Source organism: Gammaproteobacteria bacterium (genome assembly GCA_035546635.1).
Lineage (GTDB): Bacteria > Pseudomonadota > Gammaproteobacteria > JAURND01 > JAURND01 > DASZWJ01.
Window position 1 is genome coordinate 141,496 of the sequence record DASZWJ010000046.1, and the last position, 22,220, is coordinate 163,715.

20 protein-coding genes are annotated in these 22,220 nt (G+C 43.3%); 14 read left to right on the top strand and 6 right to left on the bottom strand.

What is annotated here, in order from left to right; translation table 11 throughout:
• Window positions 1–6: 6 nt before the first annotated feature.
• The 3 genes from murD to murG are packed head-to-tail and all read left to right on the top strand — an operon-like array spanning window position 7 to window position 3,692.
• Complete coding sequence (murD, locus tag VHE99_12805; protein ID HVV69887.1) at window positions 7–1,365, top strand: UDP-N-acetylmuramoyl-L-alanine--D-glutamate ligase; 1,359 nt, start codon at window positions 7–9, stop codon at window positions 1,363–1,365.
• Window positions 1,362–2,543 (top strand): putative lipid II flippase FtsW, encoded by a 1,182-nt coding sequence (ftsW, locus tag VHE99_12810; protein HVV69888.1) that lies wholly within the window; start codon window positions 1,362–1,364, stop codon window positions 2,541–2,543. The genes murD and ftsW overlap by 4 nt, the downstream gene beginning before the upstream one ends.
• Before the next feature lie 60 nt (window positions 2,544–2,603).
• Entirely contained in the window at window positions 2,604–3,692 is a 1,089-nt protein-coding gene (gene murG, locus VHE99_12815) for an undecaprenyldiphospho-muramoylpentapeptide beta-N-acetylglucosaminyltransferase (protein HVV69889.1), read from the top strand.
• Here the strand turns inward: murG and VHE99_12820 are convergent.
• Window positions 3,689–4,915, bottom strand: a complete 1,227-nt coding sequence (locus tag VHE99_12820) for a hypothetical protein (protein ID HVV69890.1) — start codon at window positions 4,913–4,915, stop codon at window positions 3,689–3,691. The genes murG and VHE99_12820 overlap by 4 nt on opposite strands.
• 199 nt (window positions 4,916–5,114) lie before the next feature.
• On the opposite strand from VHE99_12820, the gene VHE99_12825 reads away from it, so the two are divergent.
• Together VHE99_12825 and VHE99_12830 are read left to right on the top strand one after the other, a co-directional pair.
• Window positions 5,115–5,855, top strand: a complete 741-nt coding sequence (locus VHE99_12825; protein ID HVV69891.1) for an HAD-IB family hydrolase — start codon at window positions 5,115–5,117, stop codon at window positions 5,853–5,855.
• 116 nt (window positions 5,856–5,971) lie between these two features.
• A complete protein-coding gene (locus VHE99_12830) occupies window positions 5,972–6,253 on the top strand; it encodes a hypothetical protein (GenBank protein ID HVV69892.1) in 282 nt (93 codons plus the stop codon).
• A 104-nt stretch (window positions 6,254–6,357) separates the two neighbouring features.
• Here VHE99_12830 and VHE99_12835 read toward each other — a convergent pair whose 3' ends face one another.
• Entirely contained in the window at window positions 6,358–6,528 is a 171-nt protein-coding gene (locus tag VHE99_12835; GenBank protein HVV69893.1) for a hypothetical protein, read from the bottom strand.
• A gap of 244 nt (window positions 6,529–6,772) precedes the next feature.
• Here VHE99_12835 and VHE99_12840 point away from each other — a divergent pair, with 244 nt between their 5' ends.
• Window positions 6,773–7,609 carry a carbon-nitrogen hydrolase family protein gene (locus VHE99_12840; protein ID HVV69894.1) on the top strand — a complete coding sequence of 279 codons (837 nt, stop codon included), beginning with the start codon at window positions 6,773–6,775 and terminating at the stop codon, window positions 7,607–7,609.
• Between the two features lie 17 nt (window positions 7,610–7,626).
• Here the strand turns inward: VHE99_12840 and VHE99_12845 are convergent, their stop codons facing one another.
• Window positions 7,627–9,003, bottom strand: coding sequence for a deoxyribodipyrimidine photo-lyase (locus VHE99_12845; GenBank protein HVV69895.1), 1,377 nt, complete (start codon window positions 9,001–9,003; stop codon window positions 7,627–7,629).
• A gap of 35 nt (window positions 9,004–9,038) precedes the next feature.
• On the opposite strand from VHE99_12845, the gene VHE99_12850 reads away from it, so the two are divergent.
• The 6 genes from VHE99_12850 to hslU all read left to right on the top strand — a co-directional run bounded on the left by VHE99_12850 (window position 9,039) and on the right by hslU (window position 16,604).
• Complete coding sequence (locus tag VHE99_12850) at window positions 9,039–10,223, top strand: amidohydrolase (GenBank protein HVV69896.1); 1,185 nt, start codon at window positions 9,039–9,041, stop codon at window positions 10,221–10,223.
• Between the two features lie 62 nt (window positions 10,224–10,285).
• On the top strand, window positions 10,286–12,040 hold the full coding sequence (gene argS, locus VHE99_12855; protein ID HVV69897.1) for an arginine--tRNA ligase: 1,755 nt from the start codon (window positions 10,286–10,288) through the stop codon (window positions 12,038–12,040).
• A gap of 200 nt (window positions 12,041–12,240) precedes the next feature.
• Entirely contained in the window at window positions 12,241–13,647 is a 1,407-nt protein-coding gene (locus VHE99_12860; GenBank protein HVV69898.1) for a YdgA family protein, read from the top strand.
• A 37-nt stretch (window positions 13,648–13,684) separates the two neighbouring features.
• On the top strand, window positions 13,685–14,452 hold the full coding sequence (locus VHE99_12865; GenBank protein HVV69899.1) for an SPOR domain-containing protein: 768 nt from the start codon (window positions 13,685–13,687) through the stop codon (window positions 14,450–14,452).
• 202 nt (window positions 14,453–14,654) lie between these two features.
• Complete coding sequence (gene hslV / locus VHE99_12870) at window positions 14,655–15,209, top strand: ATP-dependent protease subunit HslV (GenBank protein ID HVV69900.1); 555 nt, start codon at window positions 14,655–14,657, stop codon at window positions 15,207–15,209.
• A gap of 69 nt (window positions 15,210–15,278) precedes the next feature.
• Entirely contained in the window at window positions 15,279–16,604 is a 1,326-nt protein-coding gene (gene hslU, locus VHE99_12875; protein ID HVV69901.1) for an ATP-dependent protease ATPase subunit HslU, read from the top strand.
• Window positions 16,605–16,720: 116 nt separating this feature from the next.
• Here hslU and VHE99_12880 read toward each other — a convergent pair whose 3' ends face one another.
• Complete coding sequence (locus tag VHE99_12880; protein ID HVV69902.1) at window positions 16,721–17,959, bottom strand: hypothetical protein; 1,239 nt, start codon at window positions 17,957–17,959, stop codon at window positions 16,721–16,723.
• A 579-nt stretch (window positions 17,960–18,538) separates the two neighbouring features.
• Here VHE99_12880 and VHE99_12885 point away from each other — a divergent pair.
• Complete coding sequence (locus tag VHE99_12885) at window positions 18,539–19,339, top strand: hypothetical protein (GenBank protein ID HVV69903.1); 801 nt, start codon at window positions 18,539–18,541, stop codon at window positions 19,337–19,339.
• A gap of 37 nt (window positions 19,340–19,376) precedes the next feature.
• Here the strand turns inward: VHE99_12885 and VHE99_12890 are convergent, their stop codons facing one another.
• Window positions 19,377–19,559 (bottom strand): hypothetical protein, encoded by a 183-nt coding sequence (locus VHE99_12890; protein HVV69904.1) that lies wholly within the window; start codon window positions 19,557–19,559, stop codon window positions 19,377–19,379.
• Between the two features lie 209 nt (window positions 19,560–19,768).
• Here VHE99_12890 and VHE99_12895 point away from each other — a divergent pair, with 209 nt between their 5' ends.
• Entirely contained in the window at window positions 19,769–21,145 is a 1,377-nt protein-coding gene (locus VHE99_12895) for a fused MFS/spermidine synthase (GenBank protein ID HVV69905.1), read from the top strand.
• Between the two features lie 9 nt (window positions 21,146–21,154).
• On the opposite strand, the gene VHE99_12900 is transcribed toward VHE99_12895, so the two are convergent.
• Window positions 21,155–22,060: an NAD(+) kinase gene (locus VHE99_12900; protein HVV69906.1), complete on the bottom strand. Its 906-nt coding sequence runs from the start codon at window positions 22,058–22,060 to the stop codon at window positions 21,155–21,157.
• Between the last annotated feature and the right edge of the window lie 160 nt (window positions 22,061–22,220).

Sequence of the window (22,220 nt, forward strand, 5' to 3'; positions counted from 1 at the left end):
CATCCCATGAAAATTGACGCTACTCACTCCAATCTCCATGACTTACAAGTCATTGTCGGTTTAGGCAAAACCGGCTTGTCGTGCGCACATTGGCTAGCAGCGCATCATTTCAACATCGCTGTAACTGACAGTAGAGACAATCCTCCAGGATTGACGGAATTGCAGGCGCAATTTCCTTTAGTCCCGGTTATCACCGGCCATTTTGATACGCAACTGTGCCAAAAAGCCAGTCGACTCATTGTCAGCCCTGGCGTTTCCTTACGTGAGCCCGCCGTTGCAGCAGCGATTGCCCAAGGCATTCCCGCCATTGGCGATATTGAGTTATTTGCAAAGGCACATACTGCCCCCGTTATCGCCATTACCGGTTCCAACGGCAAAAGCACAGTAACCACTTTGGTCGGTGAAATGGCGCGCCAAGCGGGTAAAGAGGTAGAGGTTGGTGGAAATCTCGGCACACCAGCACTGGATCTATTAACCTCAAAAACCACCGAATTATTTGTACTGGAGCTATCCAGCTTTCAATTAGAAACTACCTATTCTTTAAAGCCTGCTGCAGCCGTCATCTTAAATCTTAGCGAAGATCATATGGATCGTTACGATAGCATGACTGATTATTTAAAAGCTAAGCAGCGCATTTATGCGGGTTGTGCCACCACCATTATCAATCGCGACGACCCTATCACCTGGCAAAATCTCACTTTCGAAAAAACCTTATCATTTGGCTTAGATGAACCGCAAGAGGGTCAGTTTGGCCTACGTAACGTAGAAGGCAATTATTATTTGGCGCGCGGCACAGAAAATCTCTTAGCGACCAGCAATCTCAAGATCAAGGGTAGACATCAGCTGGCCAATGCACTAGCCGCTTTAGCGCTGGGAGAAGCAGTAAGTTTGCCTATGCCTGCCATGCTAGAGGCATTGAAAAACTTTCAAGGTCTGACACATCGCTGTCAATGGGTCGCGCATTATCATGGGGTAGACTGGTACAATGATTCTAAGGCTACCAATGTCGGCGCCGCCAAGCCTGCCATAGAAGGACTCGGGGCGGATATCCAAGGCAAATTGGTGGTGATCGCCGGCGGACTGGGTAAAAATGCCGATTTCTCACCGCTAAAAGACACCATGAAAAAATATGTGCGCCAATTAATATTAATTGGCAAAGATGCACCACTCATGGCCAATGCACTAAAAGGCAGCGTCAACATCGAACAGGCATCGACGATGGAACAAGCTGTCACGCTAGCACAACAACAGGCACAACCTGGCGATGCCGTGATTCTGGCGCCTGCTTGTGCCAGTTTTGATATGTTTAATAACTTTGAACACCGTGGAGAAGTATTTATGAGTGCAGTGAGAGCCTTAGCATGAAATTACGCGCTAAAAGAGCGATCCACTATGATCCTTGGATGCTGATATCCTCCCTATCACTTTTGGGATTAGGCCTATTGATGGTCGCCTCCTCATCCATAGTCATTTCAGACCGCGCCTTTAACTATCCATTTTATTATCTAATCCGCCAAACCATTTATCTGATGTTGGGATTATCACTTGCGGTGTTAATTACCCGTATCCCCATGGCTTTTTGGCAAAAAATCAGCGGTTATTTAATTTTATTTAGCTTTTTCCTCCTACTTTTGGTGCTAATGCCCGGCATTGGACGTGAAGTCAATGGGAGTATGCGTTGGATTATTATTGGGCCCTTATCACTGCAGGTTTCTGAGTTTGTCAAACTCGGTACGATTACCTTCATCGCAGGTTACTTGGTGCGACGCCAGGATGAAGTGCAGACGAGAGTTCGGGGTTTTATCAAGCCACTTCTGATATTGGCCGGAATTGCTTTATTATTACTGCAAGAACCAGATTTTGGTGCAACTGTAGTGATCACCGCTACTGTCTTTGGCATGTTGTTTATCGCCGGCGCACGTCTGTGGCAATTCATTTTTTTATTAGTCATGGCGATATGTGCTCTGGGTGTATTGGCAATATCTGTGCCTTACCGCTTGTTGCGCTTAACCACTTTTCTACATCCTTGGTCTAATCCATTCGATACTGGATATCAATTGACCCAATCGCTGATCGCATTTGGACGTGGCGGTGTTTTTGGGGTGGGTCTGGGTAATAGTGTGCAAAAATTATTTTACCTGCCTGAAGCACACACAGATTTTCTTTTTGCAGTGATTGGCGAAGAATTAGGCCTGGTCGGTCAATTAGCCGTGGTCATGCTATTTACAATTTTTGTGGTACGCTCACTTTTAGTCAGTTACCGCGCTTATCGCAATGGCCATTTGTTCAGTGCTTATTTAGGAGCGGGGTTAAGCTTATGCATGGGGTTGCAGGCTATGATAAATATCGGCGTCAATTTAGGTCTACTACCAACGAAAGGTTTGACCTTGCCACTGATGAGCTATGGCGGCACAAGTTTATTAGTAAACTGCCTGGTGCTGGGGATATTGTTTCGTTTAGCTTATGAATCGCCGTATAAAAACACGGATATGCCGTCTATTGAACGCGCGCGTTCGGTACGTGCGGTACCGACTAGAACCTAACAGAATATGAGACTCGAAAGCATAGATTAACCCTACAGAACTAAACCTATACTTTACTTTATGATTAAACGCATTTTAATCGCAGCCGGAGGCACCGGCGGGCATATTATTCCAGCCTTAGCTGTCGCAAAACGACTGCAATCTGCTCAAGTGGAAATTCATTGGCTGGGTACCAGGCAAGGTTTAGAACAGCAAATAGTGCCTCCACAGAATATTCCTATACATTACATTGCCATGCCGGCAATCCGCGGCAAAGGTTTCAAGCGCTTACTCGCTGCACCTTTCCATTTATTGCGCGCTACCTGGCAAACTCTGAAATTGATTAAACAATTGCAACCTGACGTTGTAGCTGGATTTGGCGGCTTTGTGACTGCTCCTGCTGGTCTTGCTGCTTGGTTGGCACGTAAACCACTTATTCTTCATGAGCAAAACGCTGTTTCTGGCTTATCCAACCGATATCTAGCGCGATTAGCCACACAAGTATTTCAAGCCTTCCCTAATGCCTTTGCCGCACAATATCACGCTATCACCAGCGGCAACCCCGTTCGCGTAGAAATTGCACAAGTCCTAGAGCCCGAAATGCGTTTTACCGGACGCCAAGCTCCCATGCGTTTATTAATTTTAGGCGGTAGCCAAGGCGCCGCCCTTTTCAACCAAATCTTACCAGCAACTCTGGCGGCATTACCTTTTGAATTACGACCTGAAGTGTGGCATTCCGCAGGTAAACAGTATGCTAAAAAAACAGAAGCCGCTTACGTGAAACACGGGATTACCGCAAAAGTAACTGAATTCATCACGGACATGGCTGGCGCTTATGCCTGGGCGGATTTGGTGATCTGTCGTTCTGGCGCTTTAACCGTCGCTGAATTGGCCGCTGCCGGCATCGGCAGCATCTTAATTCCTTTTCCGTTTGCAGTAGATGACCACCAGACGAAAAACGCCGCCTGGCTGGCTAATGCTGATGCGGCAATTCTCATTGCTCAAAGCACCCTTACCGAAGAAAAACTCTCTACTTTGCTACTAGAACTTAGCCAAGATAAATCCCGATTATTACAAATGGCCAAGCAGGCTCGTCAACTAGCAATGCCAGAAGCAACCGAAGTCGTTGCACAAGGATGCTTGAATGTCTTAGTTAACATCTCACCTTAGTATTCGAAAGAGTTATTATCTTCTAATAGCTCGCTGTCGTCTGTGGATAGGTTTTTTTCTTGTTTTTCATCATCTCTATTTCCTGCATAACTAAAGCGTTGTGTGTTTTTAAGGGAAGCTTTCTTTATGAGCGTTTCAGCTCGCAATATCTGTCGATCAATCTTATCTTGAAATTGTGGAAATTCTTCCTGTGTAATCATCACCTTAGAAGATAAACGAGAGCAGGTATCCTTAAGTTCTGCAGAAGTTTCAAATAAAGAGGTCAATATTCTTTTTGCAGAAGCATGATCTTTGGGGTTTATAGCTTTCAATCTAGGCATGGCTCTTCTCAATCTTGCGATGAGACTTTTGGGATCTTCAGGAATTTTGATCACTGAGGATTTTTTTGATTCTTTTGCTTCTGTGAGTGTTGTACCGTTTAAAACTTCTAAATAATTTTTACATGTTACTTGAACTTTATATTTAAACTCTTTTTTTTCAAGCTCAATAACTTTTATAGATAATGATTTAACATTGGCGTCCATAATTTCAGCTTGTTGATTATGTTTGGTTAACAATAATTCTTTTTCCTGATCCGATTTTTCGCGCCATTTGGCCTCTAGTTTATCCCAAGCAGATTTTTTAGCTATCATCATGTCAAACACCTGACAAAGAGTGTTGGCACGAGCTGAAATATCTGCGTTATTGCTTTTATTAATCAAAGCAATTTTCTCGACCAATGGCTGCATTGTTGAGTAAACTCTCGCATATTTTTGTTTGACTTCTTGAAGTTTTGCGTTAAGTCCTAAAGTGAAGGGAGAGGCTGAGGAGGAAGGGGTGCTGGTACTCGGGTTGATTTCTTTTTTTACCTCTTTTACTTTTTTGGTTTTTTGTTCTTCTTTAATCTTGGAGATATCAGTTTCTATGCTAATCTGAGTTGATTGCGTTTCATGGCTTTTTTTAATGCCTTGTAATATTGCGTGGATATCGATGATATTAATTTTTGACAAGGATAACCGGCTTAAGAGATCCAGTATATTTTGAATTGTTAAAAATAGCGCTATTTTCCTCACCTCTTCCACTATAACTTCTTGAGCCGGATCTTCTTTTGCAAAAGGGTACCAGAGGAATAACGCCGCACCAATAGAAAATACCAATTTTGTACTGATATCCTGTATATGTGTTAATTCTTTTTTTAGGGATTCCAGCGATTTTTTTTCTTTTCGATCTTTATCTTCAGCCATATCTCACCTGTCTCATATTTTGATATTCATAATCCCAACAATACTTAACTATGCTGTAAAACTCAATAAGATGGACAGCTACGACATTAACCAAGATAGCTAATGACAAAACCTCAAAAAAATTGTATAATAAAACCACCTATTTGCCTGTAAAATTGGTAGTTTTTTATATTTTATCGTTAAAATTGAGGTAACAGTCATGCAAAAGAGAAATGTGGTGCTTTTTGATATGGACCATACCTTAGTCTCTGCAAACACCGTGGCTTTATGGGGAGAATATCTTGATCAAAAAGGTATGGTCACTGAGGAAGAGCATGCACGTTGGAATCAGTTTCATGCGGATTATATCGTAGGCCAACTTGATGTCATTGCCAGCTATGAATTTGAATTAACCATGATTAAAAAAATCCCCGCGCACTTAAGACAAGCGTGGCTTGAGGATTTTTTTAACCAACTGATCAAGCCGAAAATATCCAGTACCGGTTTACGTCTCATCCAAGAATATAAACAACAACCTGATACTTTAGTCATATTGATAACTGCCACCCTCGCATACATCGCAACTACCGTGGCATCTCACGCGGGTGTACACCACTTGATCGCGACAGAACCACAGATAGCTGATGGTGAATTTACCGGGAAATTGGCTGGCGTTGCTAGCATTGGACCTGGAAAAGCTTTACGTTTTCAACAATGGATTAAAGCGAATAACATTGTCCCGACTTACACCATCCTTTACAGCGATTCTATTAATGATTTGCCCTTATTAAGCCAAGTGGATAAACCCATTGCTGTAGATCCGGACATTAATTTAAAACAAATCGCGCTGGATAAAAATTGGGACATTATTAGCTTAAAGGATTCCAATGCTGACCGAGAAAAGATAACAATTGTTCCGCTCACTCACTCGCCTTCTCTTACAGAGGGGTCACCTCTTTGAAAAAGGGGGTGAGACTTCATTTCAGCCAACAAGCCTCTATTTCCTTTTCTAAAAATTTACGTTAAAATGCCATTTTTAATCGTTAATTTATGATATTCATATTAAAAGGAGTTTTTATGATCAAAAAGAACCTAATCGGCACCGCTCTAGCTACTACTGTAGCATTGGCATTCACCGTCGCCCCCATTACCCAAGCATTGGCTGATAATGTTAAATGCTATGGCGTAAATTCCTGCAAAGGCCAAAGCGCTTGCAAAACCAGTACCTTTTATGCGCACGCCTGCAAAGGTCAAAATAGCTGCAAAGGCCAGGGATATCTGGAACTGACTAAGGAACAGTGCGAAAAAATGCATGGAACTGAGACAGAACCCACTCAGTCCGGTAACACCAACAGCTAAATAAACACCCTCTCTTCTCCCATTAGGGAGAGGAGGGGTTTAATAATTGACTAAAAAGCATGGAAACTTAGGCGTTTAAAAGATTTTAAAGATATGAGATAAGTTTAAGATTTTTCATCTTCATCATCATCAAAACTATCGTCTTGATCATAATTTTGTTTGTTAATTTTATACAGCAGAAATGAATCGTGTAGTTCTTTAGCTGCACGAAAATTATCTGCTTCAAGATAACTTAGTATTTGCTTCTGTATCGGCATTGGCAAGTCGGCTAACATAACATGACACTCGAGAATTTAGTTTCACACTACTCAGGCCTTGACCGCATTTCCATCCGTGGTTCCCCCTCCTTGGAGGGTGTTATCCTGCGATTTCCCTATTGACCTTTGTTGAGTTCGTCTGTGATTACAGCATAGTCATAGTTTCAAAAATGTAGTCTTTAGGCGGAACGGACTTTTTGGCATGCTGTCAGCTAAAAATCTCTGTTAATATGAACTAAAAACTTTCTAAAGGCATACCTATATGACCCTCGTATCTGCCATTCAAATGACTTCTACCCCTAATCTAACAAGTAACTTAACCGCAGCATCCCATCTCATTGCAACGGCGGCCAACAAAGGCGCGCAGCTTGTAGTGTTACCAGAAATGTTTCCCATGATGGGTGCAGAAGAGATGACTAAATTGGCATTGCAGGAAGAATTTGGGAATGGCGTAATTCAAGATTTTTTAGCTTCTCGAGCAAAACAGCATAAAATCTGGCTGGTGGGAGGCACCATACCCATCAAAACGCACAATCCCAACAAAGTAAGCGCCGCTTGTATTGTTTACAACGATCAAGGCCATATCGCTGCCCGTTATGACAAAATCCATTTGTTTGACGTGACCATTACCTCGGGCGTTGAAACCTATTGTGAATCACAAACCTTCGACCCAGGCCATGAGATCGTCGTGATAGATACACCCTTTGGCAAACTCGGCCTTGCAGTCTGTTATGACCTGAGATTCCCCGAACTATTTCGCTGCCTGGTCAATAAAGGCGCACAAATCGTCGCAGTACCCTGTGCTTTCACCGTAAAAACTGGACAGGATCATTGGGAAGCCCTAACCCGCTGCCGCGCGATAGAAAGCCTGAATTATTTTATTTTCGCCTGCCAAACCGGCCAGCATTCTCCCCAAAAACATGCCACTTACGGCCATAGCCGCATCGTCGACCCTTGGGGAAAAGTTCTAAGCCAAATTGATGAAGAATCCGGCGTTATTACTGCAAACGTAGATCTGCAACTGCAAAAAAATATCCGAGAAAAGTTCCCAGCCCTGACTCATCAGCGCATTGCTGTCCAATGTGATTCAATTAACTAGCTGCTTGTTTCTCATTATTATTGCCCTCTAAATATTTTTTTCGTCAAATCACTCTCTGTAGCATGATCCAACATAGGTCGCGGGTACCCCTTGATCGCGGGACTTTTTGCATCGTACCAGCGATGAATAATCGAAGGTTCAATATCCTGCAACTCCGTAACCCAACGTTTAATATAATCACAATTTGAATCAAATTTTTTCTGCTGCAACCATGGATTAAAAATTCGAAACCACGGCTGGTGATCACAACCTGTCGAAGCACACCATTGCCAATTGCCATTATTCACTGCTGGATCATAATCTAACAAATACTGCGCAAAATAACGCTCCCCCCAGCGCCAATCGATATGCAAATCCTTGGTTAAAAATGCAGCCACCACCATGCGTACCCGATTATGCATAAATCCAGTTTGATTTAATTGACGCATGCCAGCATCTACCAAGGGAAAGCCTGTTTTTCCAGTACACCACTTTTCAAAAGCGCTTTTATCCTGACTCCACCAGAGTTTTTCATATTTTTTCTGGTAAGAGTGCCCAAACACAAAAGGGGCGTGAAAAGCAATTTGCGTATAAAAATCACGCCAATATAACTGCCGCAATAATGGATGATTTTCTCCCAATGCCTGCTGCACTGCATGGAACACTTCACGCACAGAAACCGTTCCGAATTTCAGATGAGCAGACAAGCAAGTATTTTCCAAAGCTGCTATATCATGATGCGCTGTATAATCTTTAAATTTGGCCAAGACTGCCAAAATCGCCAAAGCATTCGCACGACCACCCGACTGGTAAAGGTTAGTATTCGTCACAGGACAAACTTTATGATAGATCGCAATTCCCAATGCCTGTTTAATTTTTCCAATAAAAAAATGCGCTTTTCTTAACTGCACCGGTCGCGCCACTTGCACTTTACTTGCCGATTTCCAATAAGGCGTAAATACCGAATAATAACTTTTATCGCTTTTAGTGATAGCAAAAGGTGGATTTAGCAACGCATCGTCAAACACGCTGAACTTCACCTTATGGTCACGGCAAACTGCTTCCAGCAATCCATCTCTTTCCTGACTGAATGGCGTATAATCTGCATTGATGAACACAGCTTCAATCGGCAAAGACCGAAGCAACTGCATAACAACCTGGTCAGGCGCTCCATAAAATAAAAACAGCTTACCTGCTTTATCCGCTAACTGTCGCTCTAAATCCTGCAACGACTCAACCATAAACTGTATGGCATTAACACTTTTATAAGGATTGCTGCCGCCAATCTGCCGCGGATCAAAAATAAAACACGGCAAAACCAGACTATATTCCTTGCAGGCTGCAAGCAATGCCGTATTATCCGTAAGACGTAAGTCACGCCTAAAAATAAACAGTGCTAACTCAGATTTTTTCAAAAGTGTATCCTTTCTTTGAACAAGGTATCAGCCATATGAACATGACCGAAAATAGCAGTAAGCTCAGAAATAGCATTTCCACAAACGCTAAGCATTTCATCACCATCCGCCACACCCTCCATGCCAACCCAGAACTCGGTTTTGAAGAACAGCAAACAGCTGCCCTCGTTGTACATGAATTGCAAGCTTTAGGGCTGACTCCCATCAAACTAGCCGGCACTGGCGTAGTCGCCGTAATAGACTCAGGCCATCCCGGAAAAACCGTCGCTTTACGCGCAGAACTAGACGCATTACCCATAAGCGAACAAACCCACCTATCCTATCAATCACAACAACCAGGCAAAATGCATGCCTGCGGTCATGATGGACATACAGCAACACTACTCGCCGCGGCTTCTGCTTTAGTCGCATGCAAAAATCAATTTCGCGGCAAAGTAAAACTGATTTTTCAACCAGCTGAAGAAGCCTGCAAACTGGGAGCACCCGCAATGATTAAGGCCGGCGTGCTAGAAAATCCCAAAGTAGATGCCATATTCGCCTGGCATAATCATCCCGGCATCGAAACAAGCACAGTCGTCACGCGCTTTGACAGTGCGCTTTCCGGCAATACCAATATAGTTATCACCATTCGTGGTAAAAGTGGCCATGCCGCCACCCCAGAACACAATATAGACCCGATTTTAATTGGTGCCGCTATTGCACAAACTTTTCCCATCATTAATCAGCAACTATCTACTAACAGCGATCCCATCACGATGCGCATCACAGAATTCAACAGCGGCACCAGCAGAAATATCGTCCCAGAAACAGCGATCCTTGGCGGCACGATACGCACAGCTAGCATAAAACAAAGAGAAGCAGCCAAACAACGTATTACCGCCCTAGTACAAAACCTAGCACAAGCCCATGGCGCCACCGCCGAAGTCAGTCTAATCGATTATATCCCTCCAACCATGAACACAGCGACAGAAACACAACAGGTATTTGCCACTGCGCGTCGTTTACTTGGCGATGATAGAGTACGAATCAAGCCGCAACCCGCACGCGCCTCTGAAGATTTTGCCTTCTATCTGGAAAAAATACCCGGCTGCTATTTTTTTATTGGCAATGGCACCCATACCGCATCCTGCCATAATGCTAGCTATGATTTTAACGACGCAATTTTACCAATTGCAGCAGAATTGTTATGCCAGATTGTCATAGATTATTTAATGGTCTAGGTTGACGCCTATGAACCTTTATCCTAACCTATACAAAAACCTGCCACTTGAGCCTTAACCCCATGAAAACACAACTTAAAACTGCTATTGCAAACAGCATTGCGGCATTACAAAATGACAACAAACTCCCGCTTGACCTCAACGTCTCAATACAAATAGAACGCGCACGTGATCCACGACACGGTGATTTTGCCTGCAATATCGCTTTAATTCTTGGCAAACAATGTAAGCAAAACCCACAACAACTTGCTGACGATATCGTCGCGCACTTACCAAAAATAGAGGGTGTCGAAGCAGTCACTGTAGCGAAACCGGGATTTATTAATTTTTCTCTTGCTGATTCCACACTACAGCAAGTTATCCCCCTGATTTTAGCTCAAGCAGAGGATTACGGACGCAGCAATCAAGGCGCTGGACGGCGTATACATGTGGAAGTCGTCTCCGCCAATCCAACTGGACCACTGCATGTAGGACACGGGCGCCTAGCTGCATTCAGTGCCAGTTGCGCCAATTTACTCGAAGCCTACGGATTCCAGGTACATCGCGAATACTATGTCAATGATGCAGGTCGGCAAATGCGAATTTTGGCAGTCAGTGTCTGGCTGCGTTACCTAGAACTGTTTGGTGAATCCATCACTATTCCGCGCCGCGGCTATAAAGGTGATTACATCATCGAAATCGCCCGAGAACTGAAAATACAAGCTGGCGAACGTTTTTACAAACCAGCAGCTGAGGTTTATGCGCAACTACCTCCAGATGATGAAACCACAGAAGAAAGCTATGTTGACAGCTTAATCACTCGCGCCGAACAACTCCTTGGCATAAAAGAATTCGCCGTCGTATTTGAGCACGGTTTAAATAGCATATTACGGGACATTCATGATGATTTATTGCAATTTGGCGTGAGCTGCCAAACCTGGTTTCGAGAAAGCCAGCTACACACCACCGGTGATATTACCCGCGGCATAGAAAAACTTCGCCAAAGCGGCTATCTCTATGAAAAAGACGGCGCCACCTGGTTTCGCTCCACAGATTTTGGCGATGAAAAAGACCGCGTCGTCGTGCGCGAAAACGGCCAACCTACCTATTTTGCTTCCGATGTGGGTTATCATTTAAATAAATTAGAACGTGGTTTTGATGAACTTTTAGATATTTACGGCGCCGATCACCACGGATACATTCCACGTTTGCGCGCGCTGGTTACCGCTTTGGGAGAAAATGTCGATAAAGTCAAAGTGTTATTAGTACAATTCGCCATTCTCTACCGCGGCAAAACCCGCGTGTCTATGTCCACCCGCGGCGGTGAATTTGTGACCTTACGCGAACTGCGCAACGAAGTAGGCAATGATGCCGCGCGTTTCTTTTACATCATGCGAAGACGCGACCAACATTTGGATTTTGACTTGGAACTCGCCAAATCACAATCCAGTGATAATCCGGTTTATTATATTCAATACGCGCACGCACGCATTTGCAGTGTGTTTAGACAATTACAGCAAAAACAATGGCAGTGGGACAGCGTCCAAGGTAAAGCGTCAGTGCATCTTCTAAATAACACCCACGAAAAAGACCTATTAAACAGCCTGTCACGTTATCCTGAAATTATTGAGACCGCAGCCACAGCCTACGAACCCGGCATTGTTGCACATTATCTACAAGAATTAGCCAATCATTTCCATGCTTATTATAATGCACATTCTTTTCTGGTGGATGATGCCGCACTAAGAAACGCGCGCCTGTCCCTAATAACCGCGACACGACAAGTATTGCATAATGGTTTGACATTGTTGGGGCTAACTGCGCCAAACATGATGTAATATCATGAAGTAAATACGATTTAAATGGCACTCAACTGAGCTTTTTAGACAGTGAGTTAGGGAGAGGGCTTAAGTGAAACCTTTGTTTCATGGATGAAACAATGGAGCGTACATGGACGTATTCACAGCGTTTTCACTTAAGCCCTCTCCCTAACTCACTGTCTAAAAAGCGCCTAGTGGCACCGTCAAAAGGTAACCGAATGAAAAAATGGCTAATCTGGATTGCAATCTGTCTAGTAATCATCATCGCTAGCCTTACCCTATTATTACCTTGGGGAATGGGATTTGCCGTACAACACAAATACACCGCAATCCTAGAATCCCTATCCCAATCCGAACACGTCAAGATGAAACTTCTTAATTACCAACGTGGCTGGTTTCATTCAGATGCCGCTGTAGAAGTAACGTTGACCCAACCCAGCCTGCTTGAGATCAATCGCTGGTTAGGCAATGAAAAAACCAAAGGCGCCCCCATCCAGTTTACGCTTAACCAACATATACAACATGGTCCATTTTTACGCATCGTTTCAGAGACTGGACAAAAACGCTTTCTATTCGGAAGAGCTGTCGTTAAAAGTAATGTCAAAACCGCCTTAGGCAATATGGATTCCATCACTTTCGTAGAATTGGATGGTTCATTATTAAGCGTTATAAATGCCCCAGAATTACATCTAGTCAACTCCGCTCAATACATCAATGCTACCGTAAATGGTTTGACTGCGACGCTATTACTTTCATCCGATCTCAATCAAATCTATGCCAACATTGATGTCCCCGAGGGAACCATTACCACCACAGAGTTTTTACAGAAAATTAATAACCTAAGCGAACAATTCAGCTTACGCAAAAGTCCAAGTGGCTTATACCTAGGTTGGCGAACCACCAAAATCAGCGACGCCTCCTGGGAGACGATAGATCATAAATCTCAGATTCAGTTAAACGGCCTGACTATGCAATCACAAAGCGCCGAAAACAGCGCAAAAATGACCTACAAATTAAATACCATTTTGAATAAAGTGGTAGTAGATAATAATGCTTATGGGCCACAACAACTTAAATTATCTCTTAACAATCTGGATGTGCCCACTTTGTTAGCATTACGCAAAGAACTCACGCAAATCAATCGCACAGAAGCCCTCTTACCCACGCAACTTCTACGTTATAATGATTTATTCATGATACTGCTAAACAAAGGACTGGAAGTGAATATTGAAAAATTGAACCTAGTTCTCGCTTCAGGTAATCTCATCGCTAATATGCAAATGGTGATAAAACCGCAGTCCACCACCACAACGAATCTAGCAGATTTTTTGCACAATTTAGATGCTAAAGCGCATCTAAAGATACCCGATGCCATGTTAACGGAATTTTTAACCAGCTTTGGTAATAGCGCCATGTTACGGGCAATGACTACTTCTGCCGGCGTTCCTAACGGTTCTGCCAATCCCAATGCAGAACCTTTACAACAAGCCAAACAGCAAATTGACCAATGGATACTAAAGAAATGGTTAATCCCCGAGGATAACAGCTATATTTTAGATCTTTTTTATAAAAACCAGCAACTTAGGGTGAATGGGATCGTGATTAATCAGCAACAAAATACCTAACCTAGACACAAACCAAACCACAATGTGAAAACTAATTATGGCCAGAGACTACCGCAGAACGCATTCAACCCGTCCATCCAAACGCTACACTAAGCCTGCGCCCAAAAATACTGCCGGCGGGTTTAAATGGACCTTCATCGGTATTTTAGTTGGGCTACTGATAGCCATTGCTATTTTTTGGGAATACGCACCCAGTCTCTTACATGCCAAGGCGTCCAAACACCAACTTCCGCCAATTCAATCTCATCATGCGGCTATCAAAAAAGACCATCCCACAGCTGACAGCACTGCCGGCCAATCCCATACACCACAGTTTGATTTTTATACCTTATTACCAAAGGCGCAAGTCGATGCTAGCAGTACTACACCAACCCCAACCGCACAAACACCTGTTGCCAAAAAACCCATAGCCCCCGCAACTGTGCCAACCACCACTAACGCCGTTAGCCCAACTAAAGCTGCCAATACCCCTACTGCACCTACTCCATCACACACAGCCGACACCACCTCTACTTTAGAAGCCCCTCCCACAACAACAAAGCCCACCACACCCTCTGAAGCAATTCCCAATCACACGGGCAAATATATGTTACAGGTGGCTTCTGTTAAAAATTACAGCGAGGCAGATCGCCTCAAAGCACAGCTGTCTATGTTGGGTTTAAGTGTGAGCATTCAAAAATCCACAGTAGATGGCGAGGTGTGGAACCGAATATTTGCTGGCCCATTTTCCACAAAACAGCAAGCTTTAGAAAAGCAGCAAACATTACGTGAGAATAATATTTCAAGTATGGTAGTTAAACAGTAGTTGTAGCCCCGTAACCCCCTCTCCCACAAGGCTTAGGGTATGCACACAAGGGGAGAGGGGATACAGTGCTTAAACAATGCTCTCATCCACAAAAAAAAGACCCTCTGGTAGTTACTTACTCCCACTTACTTACTCCTACCTTGAAATACCCACACAGACTCACCATATACATAAAACGCACTCAAACCACAGGAGACTCCCCTTGGAACAATTCAGAGGCACCACCATCCTCTCCGTAAGGCGTGGCGACCGCGTTGTTATCGGTGGCGACGGCCAAGTGACTATGGGTAAATCCATGGTCATGAAAAGCAATGCCCGAAAGGTGCGACGCTTATATAATGACAAAGTCATCGCCGGTTTTGCCGGCGGCACCGCTGACGCTTTTACTTTACTGGAACTATTCGAAGCAAAACTAGAAAAACACGCCGGCAACTTAACCCGCGCTGCTGTGGAATTAGCCAAAGACTGGCGCACCGATAAAATCCTACGACGCTTAGAAGCATTATTAGCTGTGGCTGATGCCAAATCCTCTCTAGTTATCACTGGCCTAGGCGATGTGATTGAACCGGAAGAAGGCATCATGGCTATAGGCTCCGGTGGCGCTTATGCTGAATCAGCAGCCAGAGCACTGGCACGCCACACTGACCTAGGCGCTCGTGACATTGTTGAAAAATCCTTGACGATCGCAGCCGAGATTTGCGTATTCACCAACAAAAATTTTGTGATCGAAGAACTTTCCACTGAAGCTGCTAAATAACTTTAAATACGAGAATATAAAATGGCACAAAGACGACATAGACAGATTTCCATCGATATTCAATCCACCATGACCCCGCGTGAAATTGTCGAAGAATTAAACAAATACATTATCGGCCAAGATGAAGCAAAACGAGCCGTGGCAATCGCCCTGCGTAATCGTTGGCGCCGCATGCAGTTGCCCGCCGAACTGGCTAAAGAAATCACCCCCAAAAATATCTTAATGATAGGTCCCACAGGGGTCGGTAAAACCGAGATCGCCCGCCGCCTGGCCGAATTAGCCAAAGCCCCTTTTATTAAAGTGGAAGCCACCAAATTCACTGAAGTCGGTTACGTCGGCCGAGATGTAGAATCCATCATCCGCGACCTAGCCGATGTGGCAGTCAAACTGGTACGCGAAAGCGAAATGGAAAAAGTGCGCAGCCGCGCTGAAGAGATCGCCGAAGAACGCATCCTCGATGTGCTACTCACACCGCCGCGCTCCACCATCGCCAGTAAAGCAGCAGCAACAGAAGAAGACAGCGCCACTCGGCAATTATTTCGCAAAAAATTACGCGAAGGCCAATTAGATGAAACCGAGGTCGAAATTGAAGTCAGTGCTCAGGTAGGCATAGAAATCATGGCACCTCCCGGCATGGAAGAAATGACCAGCCAGTTACAAGGTATGTTCCAAACTCTGGCAGGTGAACGCACCAAAAAGCGCAAGATGAAAATCAAAGATGCGCTCAAACAATTGGGTGACGAAGAAGCTGCCAAACTGGTTAACGATGATGAGATACGCAAACTAGCTATAGAAAGTGTCGAGCAAAATGGCATCGTGTTTCTGGATGAAATCGATAAAATTGTCCGCCGCAGCAGCGAATATGGCGGCGCTGATGTTTCCCGCGAAGGCGTGCAACGCGACTTATTGCCATTAGTCGAAGGGTCAACCGTATCCACTAAATATGGCATGGTGAAATCCGATCATATTTTATTTATTGCCTCAGGTGCGTTCCATTTATCCAAACCTTCAGATCTGGTGCCAGAACTCCAAGGCCGGCTACCTATACGAGTTGAATTAAAAGCCCTGACGACTGACGATTTCGCGCGTATTTTGACCGAACCGCAAGCCTCTTTAGTCACGCAATACACTGAATTAATGGGCACTGAAGGATTTAAATTGAATTTTACTGAAGATGGCATCAGACGCATTGCGGAAATTGCTTTTCAGGTCAATGAACGATCAGAAAATATTGGCGCAAGAAGGCTGTACACTATTTTGGAACGCTTATTGGAAAGCGTTTCTTTTGAAGCAACCGATAGAAGCGGAGAAATGTTGGATATTACCGCAGAGTATGTGAATAAACAGCTCACCAGCTTATTGAAGAATGAAGATTTGAGTCGGTATATTCTCTAATAATAAAAAAATACATACTTCCTTCTCCCGTCTGTGACCGAAGGGAATCCCCTTGCGGGATGGGAGAAGGGAAAAAGCCACGGCTGTAAGAGGAAAATCAAGGCTGCAAGAAATTCCTACCACGCATAATCAAACGTTGCTCTGACCACTTCCCATGTAGTGACAATATTCACCGCCAAAATACCCGCTACAATATGCACCAGGCTTTTACCCATCGTGCCATGCGATGACTGACTACCCACCTTAGACAACAAGATCCAGCCGCGCACAAAGGCGATCAAACCCACCAGCTTCACAATATCCACCACCACAGCCACCAGGTTATCAAAGCTCATACCCGCTGCAGCCTCACTTGAATAAGCAAATGCCGAAGAATCCCCTCCCAGTGCAAAAAATGTCCCTGTGGTCATATGCAAACTGGAAGGCAAGTAAATCAACGCCGTGCCCGTAATCATATAAGCCATCACACCAACCAATCCCCCAGTATGGGACATACTGGCGCCTCTATTCTCACCAATATGTTTCAGCTTCATCATGCCGATGATACAAAACACTACACCGATGGTATAGCTCATGGCGAAAACCAGCCTTACCAGCGATGGGATCTGCATACGCAGATTATTTAGGAGTCCCTTACCCACATCGGAGGTATCAGATTCCAACTGTTCCGGGGGTGTAGGCGGTGTTGGCGGATTAGGATTCGCCGGTGGCGCATGTAGTATAGTGTCCGGCAGATTCCTAAGATCGCTTAAACAGCTGACCTTATCTGTGCTGTAGAAATCTTCCGGGGAAGGGTTATATGGATCCCCATAAGAAGCGTGAGGATAGCTATTACAATAGACACCATCACGAGCAACATAGCCCATCAGCCATCGCATATATTGTCCCGTGGTGATACCCGATGCATTGGCGCTCTCTTGACCCTGTCGCACCAGATAATACTGATCTTTAATTTTATTAAGTCGCTGAAGAATTTCATCCGGTGTATATACCCCTGGCTCTAGACCCAGTTGTTGCGCGATTTCATCATAGTCTACTGCATCGGTACTATTCTGTATTCCGTTTAATATCTCCACATAACCGTAAAGCTCTGTCATATACTGTTCAAATAACTGCTCATTTTTAGCCAAATACTGGTCTATCGTATTGCGTTTTTCTTCCTCAGTCATATTGGGAAGTTCACTAAAGCTTATGCCCAAAGCTTGATAAGCTTCTGTGTATAGTCCAAAAAGATCCCAATCAATGCCACCCCCCCCCATAGGAGGACCTATATCGTACTGTGCTTGACTAACAGAGGGTACTAACAAAAGCACTCCTGAAAAAAGCAAGGTGATTATTTTTAAACTAAAACGCATGGGATCTCTCCAAAAAAACAGTTTATGCAACTTCGCTTCTAGATGCTAAAATTTTCGCAATACTCACCTTGTCAACCTTCTCCTCTCTGCTTCTTAGAAAAGAGACTGCAAACTAAAATGTTATTTTTATATAAAATTTATGCATTTTTAACAACAAATGTTGCAAAATCGAGCATTATTCAATCGATAATTTTTAAAAATTTAATAGGATTTTATCAATAGAATCTTAAGACTATATTAAAGAATGGGCACTTTTCACAGGGCCGAATTGACTCATATTAACTGGCTTAGCCTTAAGAGCACCTCTAGAAATTGATCTTTTCGCTCAATACTGCGTTGGATTAGATTTTAAAATCCTCATTTATTCCCGTATAAACGCAGGTTTAAAATCTAATCCGCCTTGTCTTGAGCGAAAATTTCTAATTTCTAGAGGTGCCCTTAATACAATTTTAATTATAAAAAAGTAAAATAAAGAATACACGTTACACTAATTTTTATTGTATCAATCACACTTCTTTCTTGAGGGATCGCGAAAATATTTGTATACAACAACCAAATCTTGTCTTCTAGGTATATAATATGTCAGATTATGAACAGAAAGAAAAAACTAATTTTTTACCCCTTGATAAAGCCGCAGCAATGGCTATTGCGAGAATAGAAAAAATTATTCAAGAGGTATCTTGGGGGGAAACTCTTAAAGAAGCTACCCATGACGTTATTAGCCAATCCTTTTACATAGCTGTAAGAGATGCTAATCAGGACTCTATTCAAGAATTAACAAGATTGGTTCAACTGTATGCCACACAAGGGTATCTACCCGGAGCCAATCAATACCTTTCAAGCAACAATCTAATAGCCACTGTTTTAGAAACTCAATCTAATGAACTCGTGGATAATGGATTTTTGCTTCGCGCAGCGTTTATGGCCATAAAGAAACTAACAACTGACTCAGAATGGATAAATGACCTACTTAAAAATCCAGAAAAGTTAGATAATTTTATACTTTTGTTGCAAGAAATGCACATGTCTCTTAGCACCGTTAAGAAAATAAATCCCAAAGATACACCTTGGATTATTCAATGCCAACAGGACATGAATCATTACTATGCCAACTATATTCTCAAAAGACCACTTAAAGAACCTGATGAAAACAAGTATGCAACAAGCAGCTCTTCTAGCTCTTCGAGCTCATATAGCTCCACAAGCGCGTCCAGCTCTTACAGTTTATCCCGCTCCAGAGCTTATAGCGCGCCAGAAACTAGCTTTTGGAGACAGAAAGATGATGACGATGGTATTAATCCTTCAGCATACGACACCCATACAGTGATGATGAGTGATGGAGAAAAGGATGACCCGAAGTCACGCGCTTCACCTACCTAACTTATACGAGAACCTTTTGAGATTTTGAAATAAAGATTCAATTTCCCAGCGTCGCAAATAAATCGCGATTGCATTCTTCGGGTTTTGATTGGTAGCCACTATCATCAATTCCCCACTTAAATATCAAACGCGCTATGGTAGCCGTATCAATATTGAACTCTCGAAAAAAGCTTGTTAATCGCTTATAACATGATGCTGGGCTATCTATTACTACAGCCATTTTTGAATAGGCTTATTGTCCTAGTTGCTAACAAGGCTAATCTGTCCCTATAGGGTACGAAAAATAACTCAAAAGTAATTTAAGGGCAAGAATTGAAATGGAACAAGGCAAGATTAACTTGTTTTAGTTTAATGAGAAGCAATACCATCAGCGCATCTCAAAAAATGTATAATCATTGCGACAAACCCAATCATTTAACCAGGTGCTCTATGGAACAGAGAAGCGTATCTCCTTTTTATATCTTAGTGATTATTTTACTCGAAGGCTTTGTGACGATCTCAGTAGAAATTCTCGCCATTCGTCAATTGCTGCCCGAGGTTGGCAACAATATTATCATCACCAGCTTAATCATTGGGATTTTCTTATTATTTTTAGCCTACGGTTATCAAGCAGGCGGCCGTCAGCATAAAAACCTATTTAAAGCCCTGCAGCGCAATTTCTTCCTAGCAGCCATTGGCATTGGTCTTGGCTTATCGTTTCTTTTTATCGATACATTTTTCTCCGTCGGCCGACATTTAGAAGTCAATCTACTCGCCATATTAGTCATTTATCTGTTGCTTATCATTGCCCCAATTACTTATCTTCTGGGTCAAACTGTACCCATCACCATGAATCTATTGCCTGCACAAACGGTGGGCGCCCTGGGTGGAAAAGTCCTATTTTTAAGCACGATTGGTTCTTTTTTAGGTGCAGTTTTAACTACAGTATTGTTGATGAATTTTCTCGGTGTCGCATGGACTGTCATTATTAATTATCTGATTCTGGCGAGCTTAATACTACTCATCACACCTACGCCACAGCGACTGATTATGATTTTGGTTTTACTCATGCTGGGATTTGTAGTGTATGTTGTAAATCGCGGCATAGAAACGCGTATGTTTGTTGAAACTACACCTTATGGTAACTATGAAGTCCAAAAAGAACAGGTTTATGGCCAACCCGGTAAGATATTATCCATTAATCGTTCACACAGTTCGTTTTTATCTGCACAAAAAAAGGGGTTTCCCTATATAGAAACGATCAAAAATATTTTATTTAAACATATGGCATTAAGAAATAAAGATATCTTAGTACTAGGCGCAGGTGGCTTTACCTTATCGGCAGAAAATACTTACGGTAACCGCTTTACCTATGTGGATATTGAGCCGCGCATTTATCCTATCGTCGAGCAACATTTCTTAAAACCAATCAATGGCACTTTTATAGCCGCTGATGCGCGCCGTTTTGTGAAAGAACATCCGCACAGTTTTGATGCCATTGTCTCAGATACCTTCAGCAACATTGCTAATATCCCAAGTCAGCTATTAACCGTGCAGTATTTTCAGGATTTGAAACACGCTTTGAAACCCGGGGGTGTGGCTATCTTTAACATCATCGCTTCACCCTTTTTGAAAACCACGTACTCAAAACGAGTTGATAATACCTTACGCGCTGCATTTGGCACCTGCTTGGCTTATCCGCTGTTTTTTACGACCCAGGACTTAACCAATATTATTTACGTCTGCCAGGACAATAAAGAATCTCATGATACGATGATTTATACGGATAATTTGAATCGTGCGAATCTTGATATTTATTTTCAATGAGGCACTACCTCATTTATTCAAAGGTACTGCACTCCCCTGCCAACCCAATTTAGACCGCAACGTTTCAAAATAATTATAATCCAGCGGATGAATAAGACGCAGCGTTTGGGATTTTTTCTCTATAATCAAAGTTTCGCCCGGAGAAATTGGCACACGTTTTTGTCCATCGCCACTGATGTAAGGTATTGCCTCATTATTTTCCGGTATGCAGATGGAGATGCGACTATCAGCATCAAGTACAATTGGACGATTACTTAAAGTATGAGGAAACATCGGCACCAACACCACCGCATGCAAACCAGGATGCAAAATCGGACCACCCCCAGAAAGTGCATAAGCGGTAGAACCTGTGGGAGTCGCTACAATCAAACCATCCGCACGCATTTCGCACACGCTTTGGCCATTGACAGCAATGCTAAATTCAACCATATGCGCGATATTGCCAGCTGACAACACAATCTCATTCAAAGCCGGAATAGCAACTGTCACCTGCGCTTGACGTTGAATATATCCGTTTAATAAAAAACGTTGTTCTTCATGATACTGTCCGTTAAGCAGTTGTTCTATTTTAGCAAACTGGTGCGGGTAAATATCCGTCAGAAATCCCAAACGTCCGCGGTTAACACCGGCTACCGGCAGTGACTGATCTATCGCGACGCGCGCTGCATGCAGCAAGCTACCATCTCCCCCCACCACCAGCAAAATATCACAGGCTTCAGCCAAGCGATCTTGAGAGATACGTTCATCCGCATTTAAAGATAACTCAGGCGCAGTTTCGCGTTCAAATACCGTTTTATAACCACGGGTTTTTAAATATTCATAAAGCGCTTTGAAAGTTTCTTTAGAATTTTCCTGACGCTGCCTGCCAATAATGGCGACACGATTGAAGGTCTTTTCGGTCATAGAATATCGCACTTCAAAGTTTAATGCGGCTCTTATACAGCCATGACTTTTTTCCTTCTCCCCTTGTGGGAGAAGGTGCCCGCAGGGCGGATGAGAGGTAAGCTTGCAGTGGCTTTTGCTATAGTAAAGCCAACCCAAACTCACCCCTCATCCGCCCTCACGGGCACCTTCT

What these genes read in the sequence shown, in the direction of transcription:
- murG (HVV69889.1), top strand. Translation starts at nt 2,604, where the DNA reads ATGATTAAACGCATTTTAATCGCAGCCGGAGGCACCGGCGGGCATATT.
- VHE99_12885 (HVV69903.1), top strand. Translation starts at nt 18,539, where the DNA reads ATGTCAGATTATGAACAGAAAGAAAAAACTAATTTTTTACCCCTTGAT.
- murD (HVV69887.1), top strand. Translation starts at nt 7, where the DNA reads ATGAAAATTGACGCTACTCACTCCAATCTCCATGACTTACAAGTCATT.
- VHE99_12860 (HVV69898.1), top strand. Translation starts at nt 12,241, where the DNA reads ATGAAAAAATGGCTAATCTGGATTGCAATCTGTCTAGTAATCATCATC.
- VHE99_12820 (HVV69890.1), bottom strand. Translation starts at nt 4,915, where the DNA reads ATGGCTGAAGATAAAGATCGAAAAGAAAAAAAATCGCTGGAATCCCTA.
- ftsW (HVV69888.1), top strand. Translation starts at nt 1,362, where the DNA reads ATGAAATTACGCGCTAAAAGAGCGATCCACTATGATCCTTGGATGCTG.
- VHE99_12830 (HVV69892.1), top strand. Translation starts at nt 5,972, where the DNA reads ATGATCAAAAAGAACCTAATCGGCACCGCTCTAGCTACTACTGTAGCA.
- hslU (HVV69901.1), top strand. Translation starts at nt 15,279, where the DNA reads ATGACCCCGCGTGAAATTGTCGAAGAATTAAACAAATACATTATCGGC.
- VHE99_12865 (HVV69899.1), top strand. Translation starts at nt 13,685, where the DNA reads ATGGCCAGAGACTACCGCAGAACGCATTCAACCCGTCCATCCAAACGC.
- VHE99_12840 (HVV69894.1), top strand. Translation starts at nt 6,773, where the DNA reads ATGACCCTCGTATCTGCCATTCAAATGACTTCTACCCCTAATCTAACA.
- VHE99_12850 (HVV69896.1), top strand. Translation starts at nt 9,039, where the DNA reads ATGAACATGACCGAAAATAGCAGTAAGCTCAGAAATAGCATTTCCACA.
- VHE99_12825 (HVV69891.1), top strand. Translation starts at nt 5,115, where the DNA reads ATGCAAAAGAGAAATGTGGTGCTTTTTGATATGGACCATACCTTAGTC.
- argS (HVV69897.1), top strand. Translation starts at nt 10,286, where the DNA reads ATGAAAACACAACTTAAAACTGCTATTGCAAACAGCATTGCGGCATTA.
- VHE99_12895 (HVV69905.1), top strand. Translation starts at nt 19,769, where the DNA reads ATGGAACAGAGAAGCGTATCTCCTTTTTATATCTTAGTGATTATTTTA.
- VHE99_12890 (HVV69904.1), bottom strand. Translation starts at nt 19,559, where the DNA reads ATGGCTGTAGTAATAGATAGCCCAGCATCATGTTATAAGCGATTAACA.
- VHE99_12835 (HVV69893.1), bottom strand. Translation starts at nt 6,528, where the DNA reads ATGTTAGCCGACTTGCCAATGCCGATACAGAAGCAAATACTAAGTTAT.
- VHE99_12880 (HVV69902.1), bottom strand. Translation starts at nt 17,959, where the DNA reads ATGCGTTTTAGTTTAAAAATAATCACCTTGCTTTTTTCAGGAGTGCTT.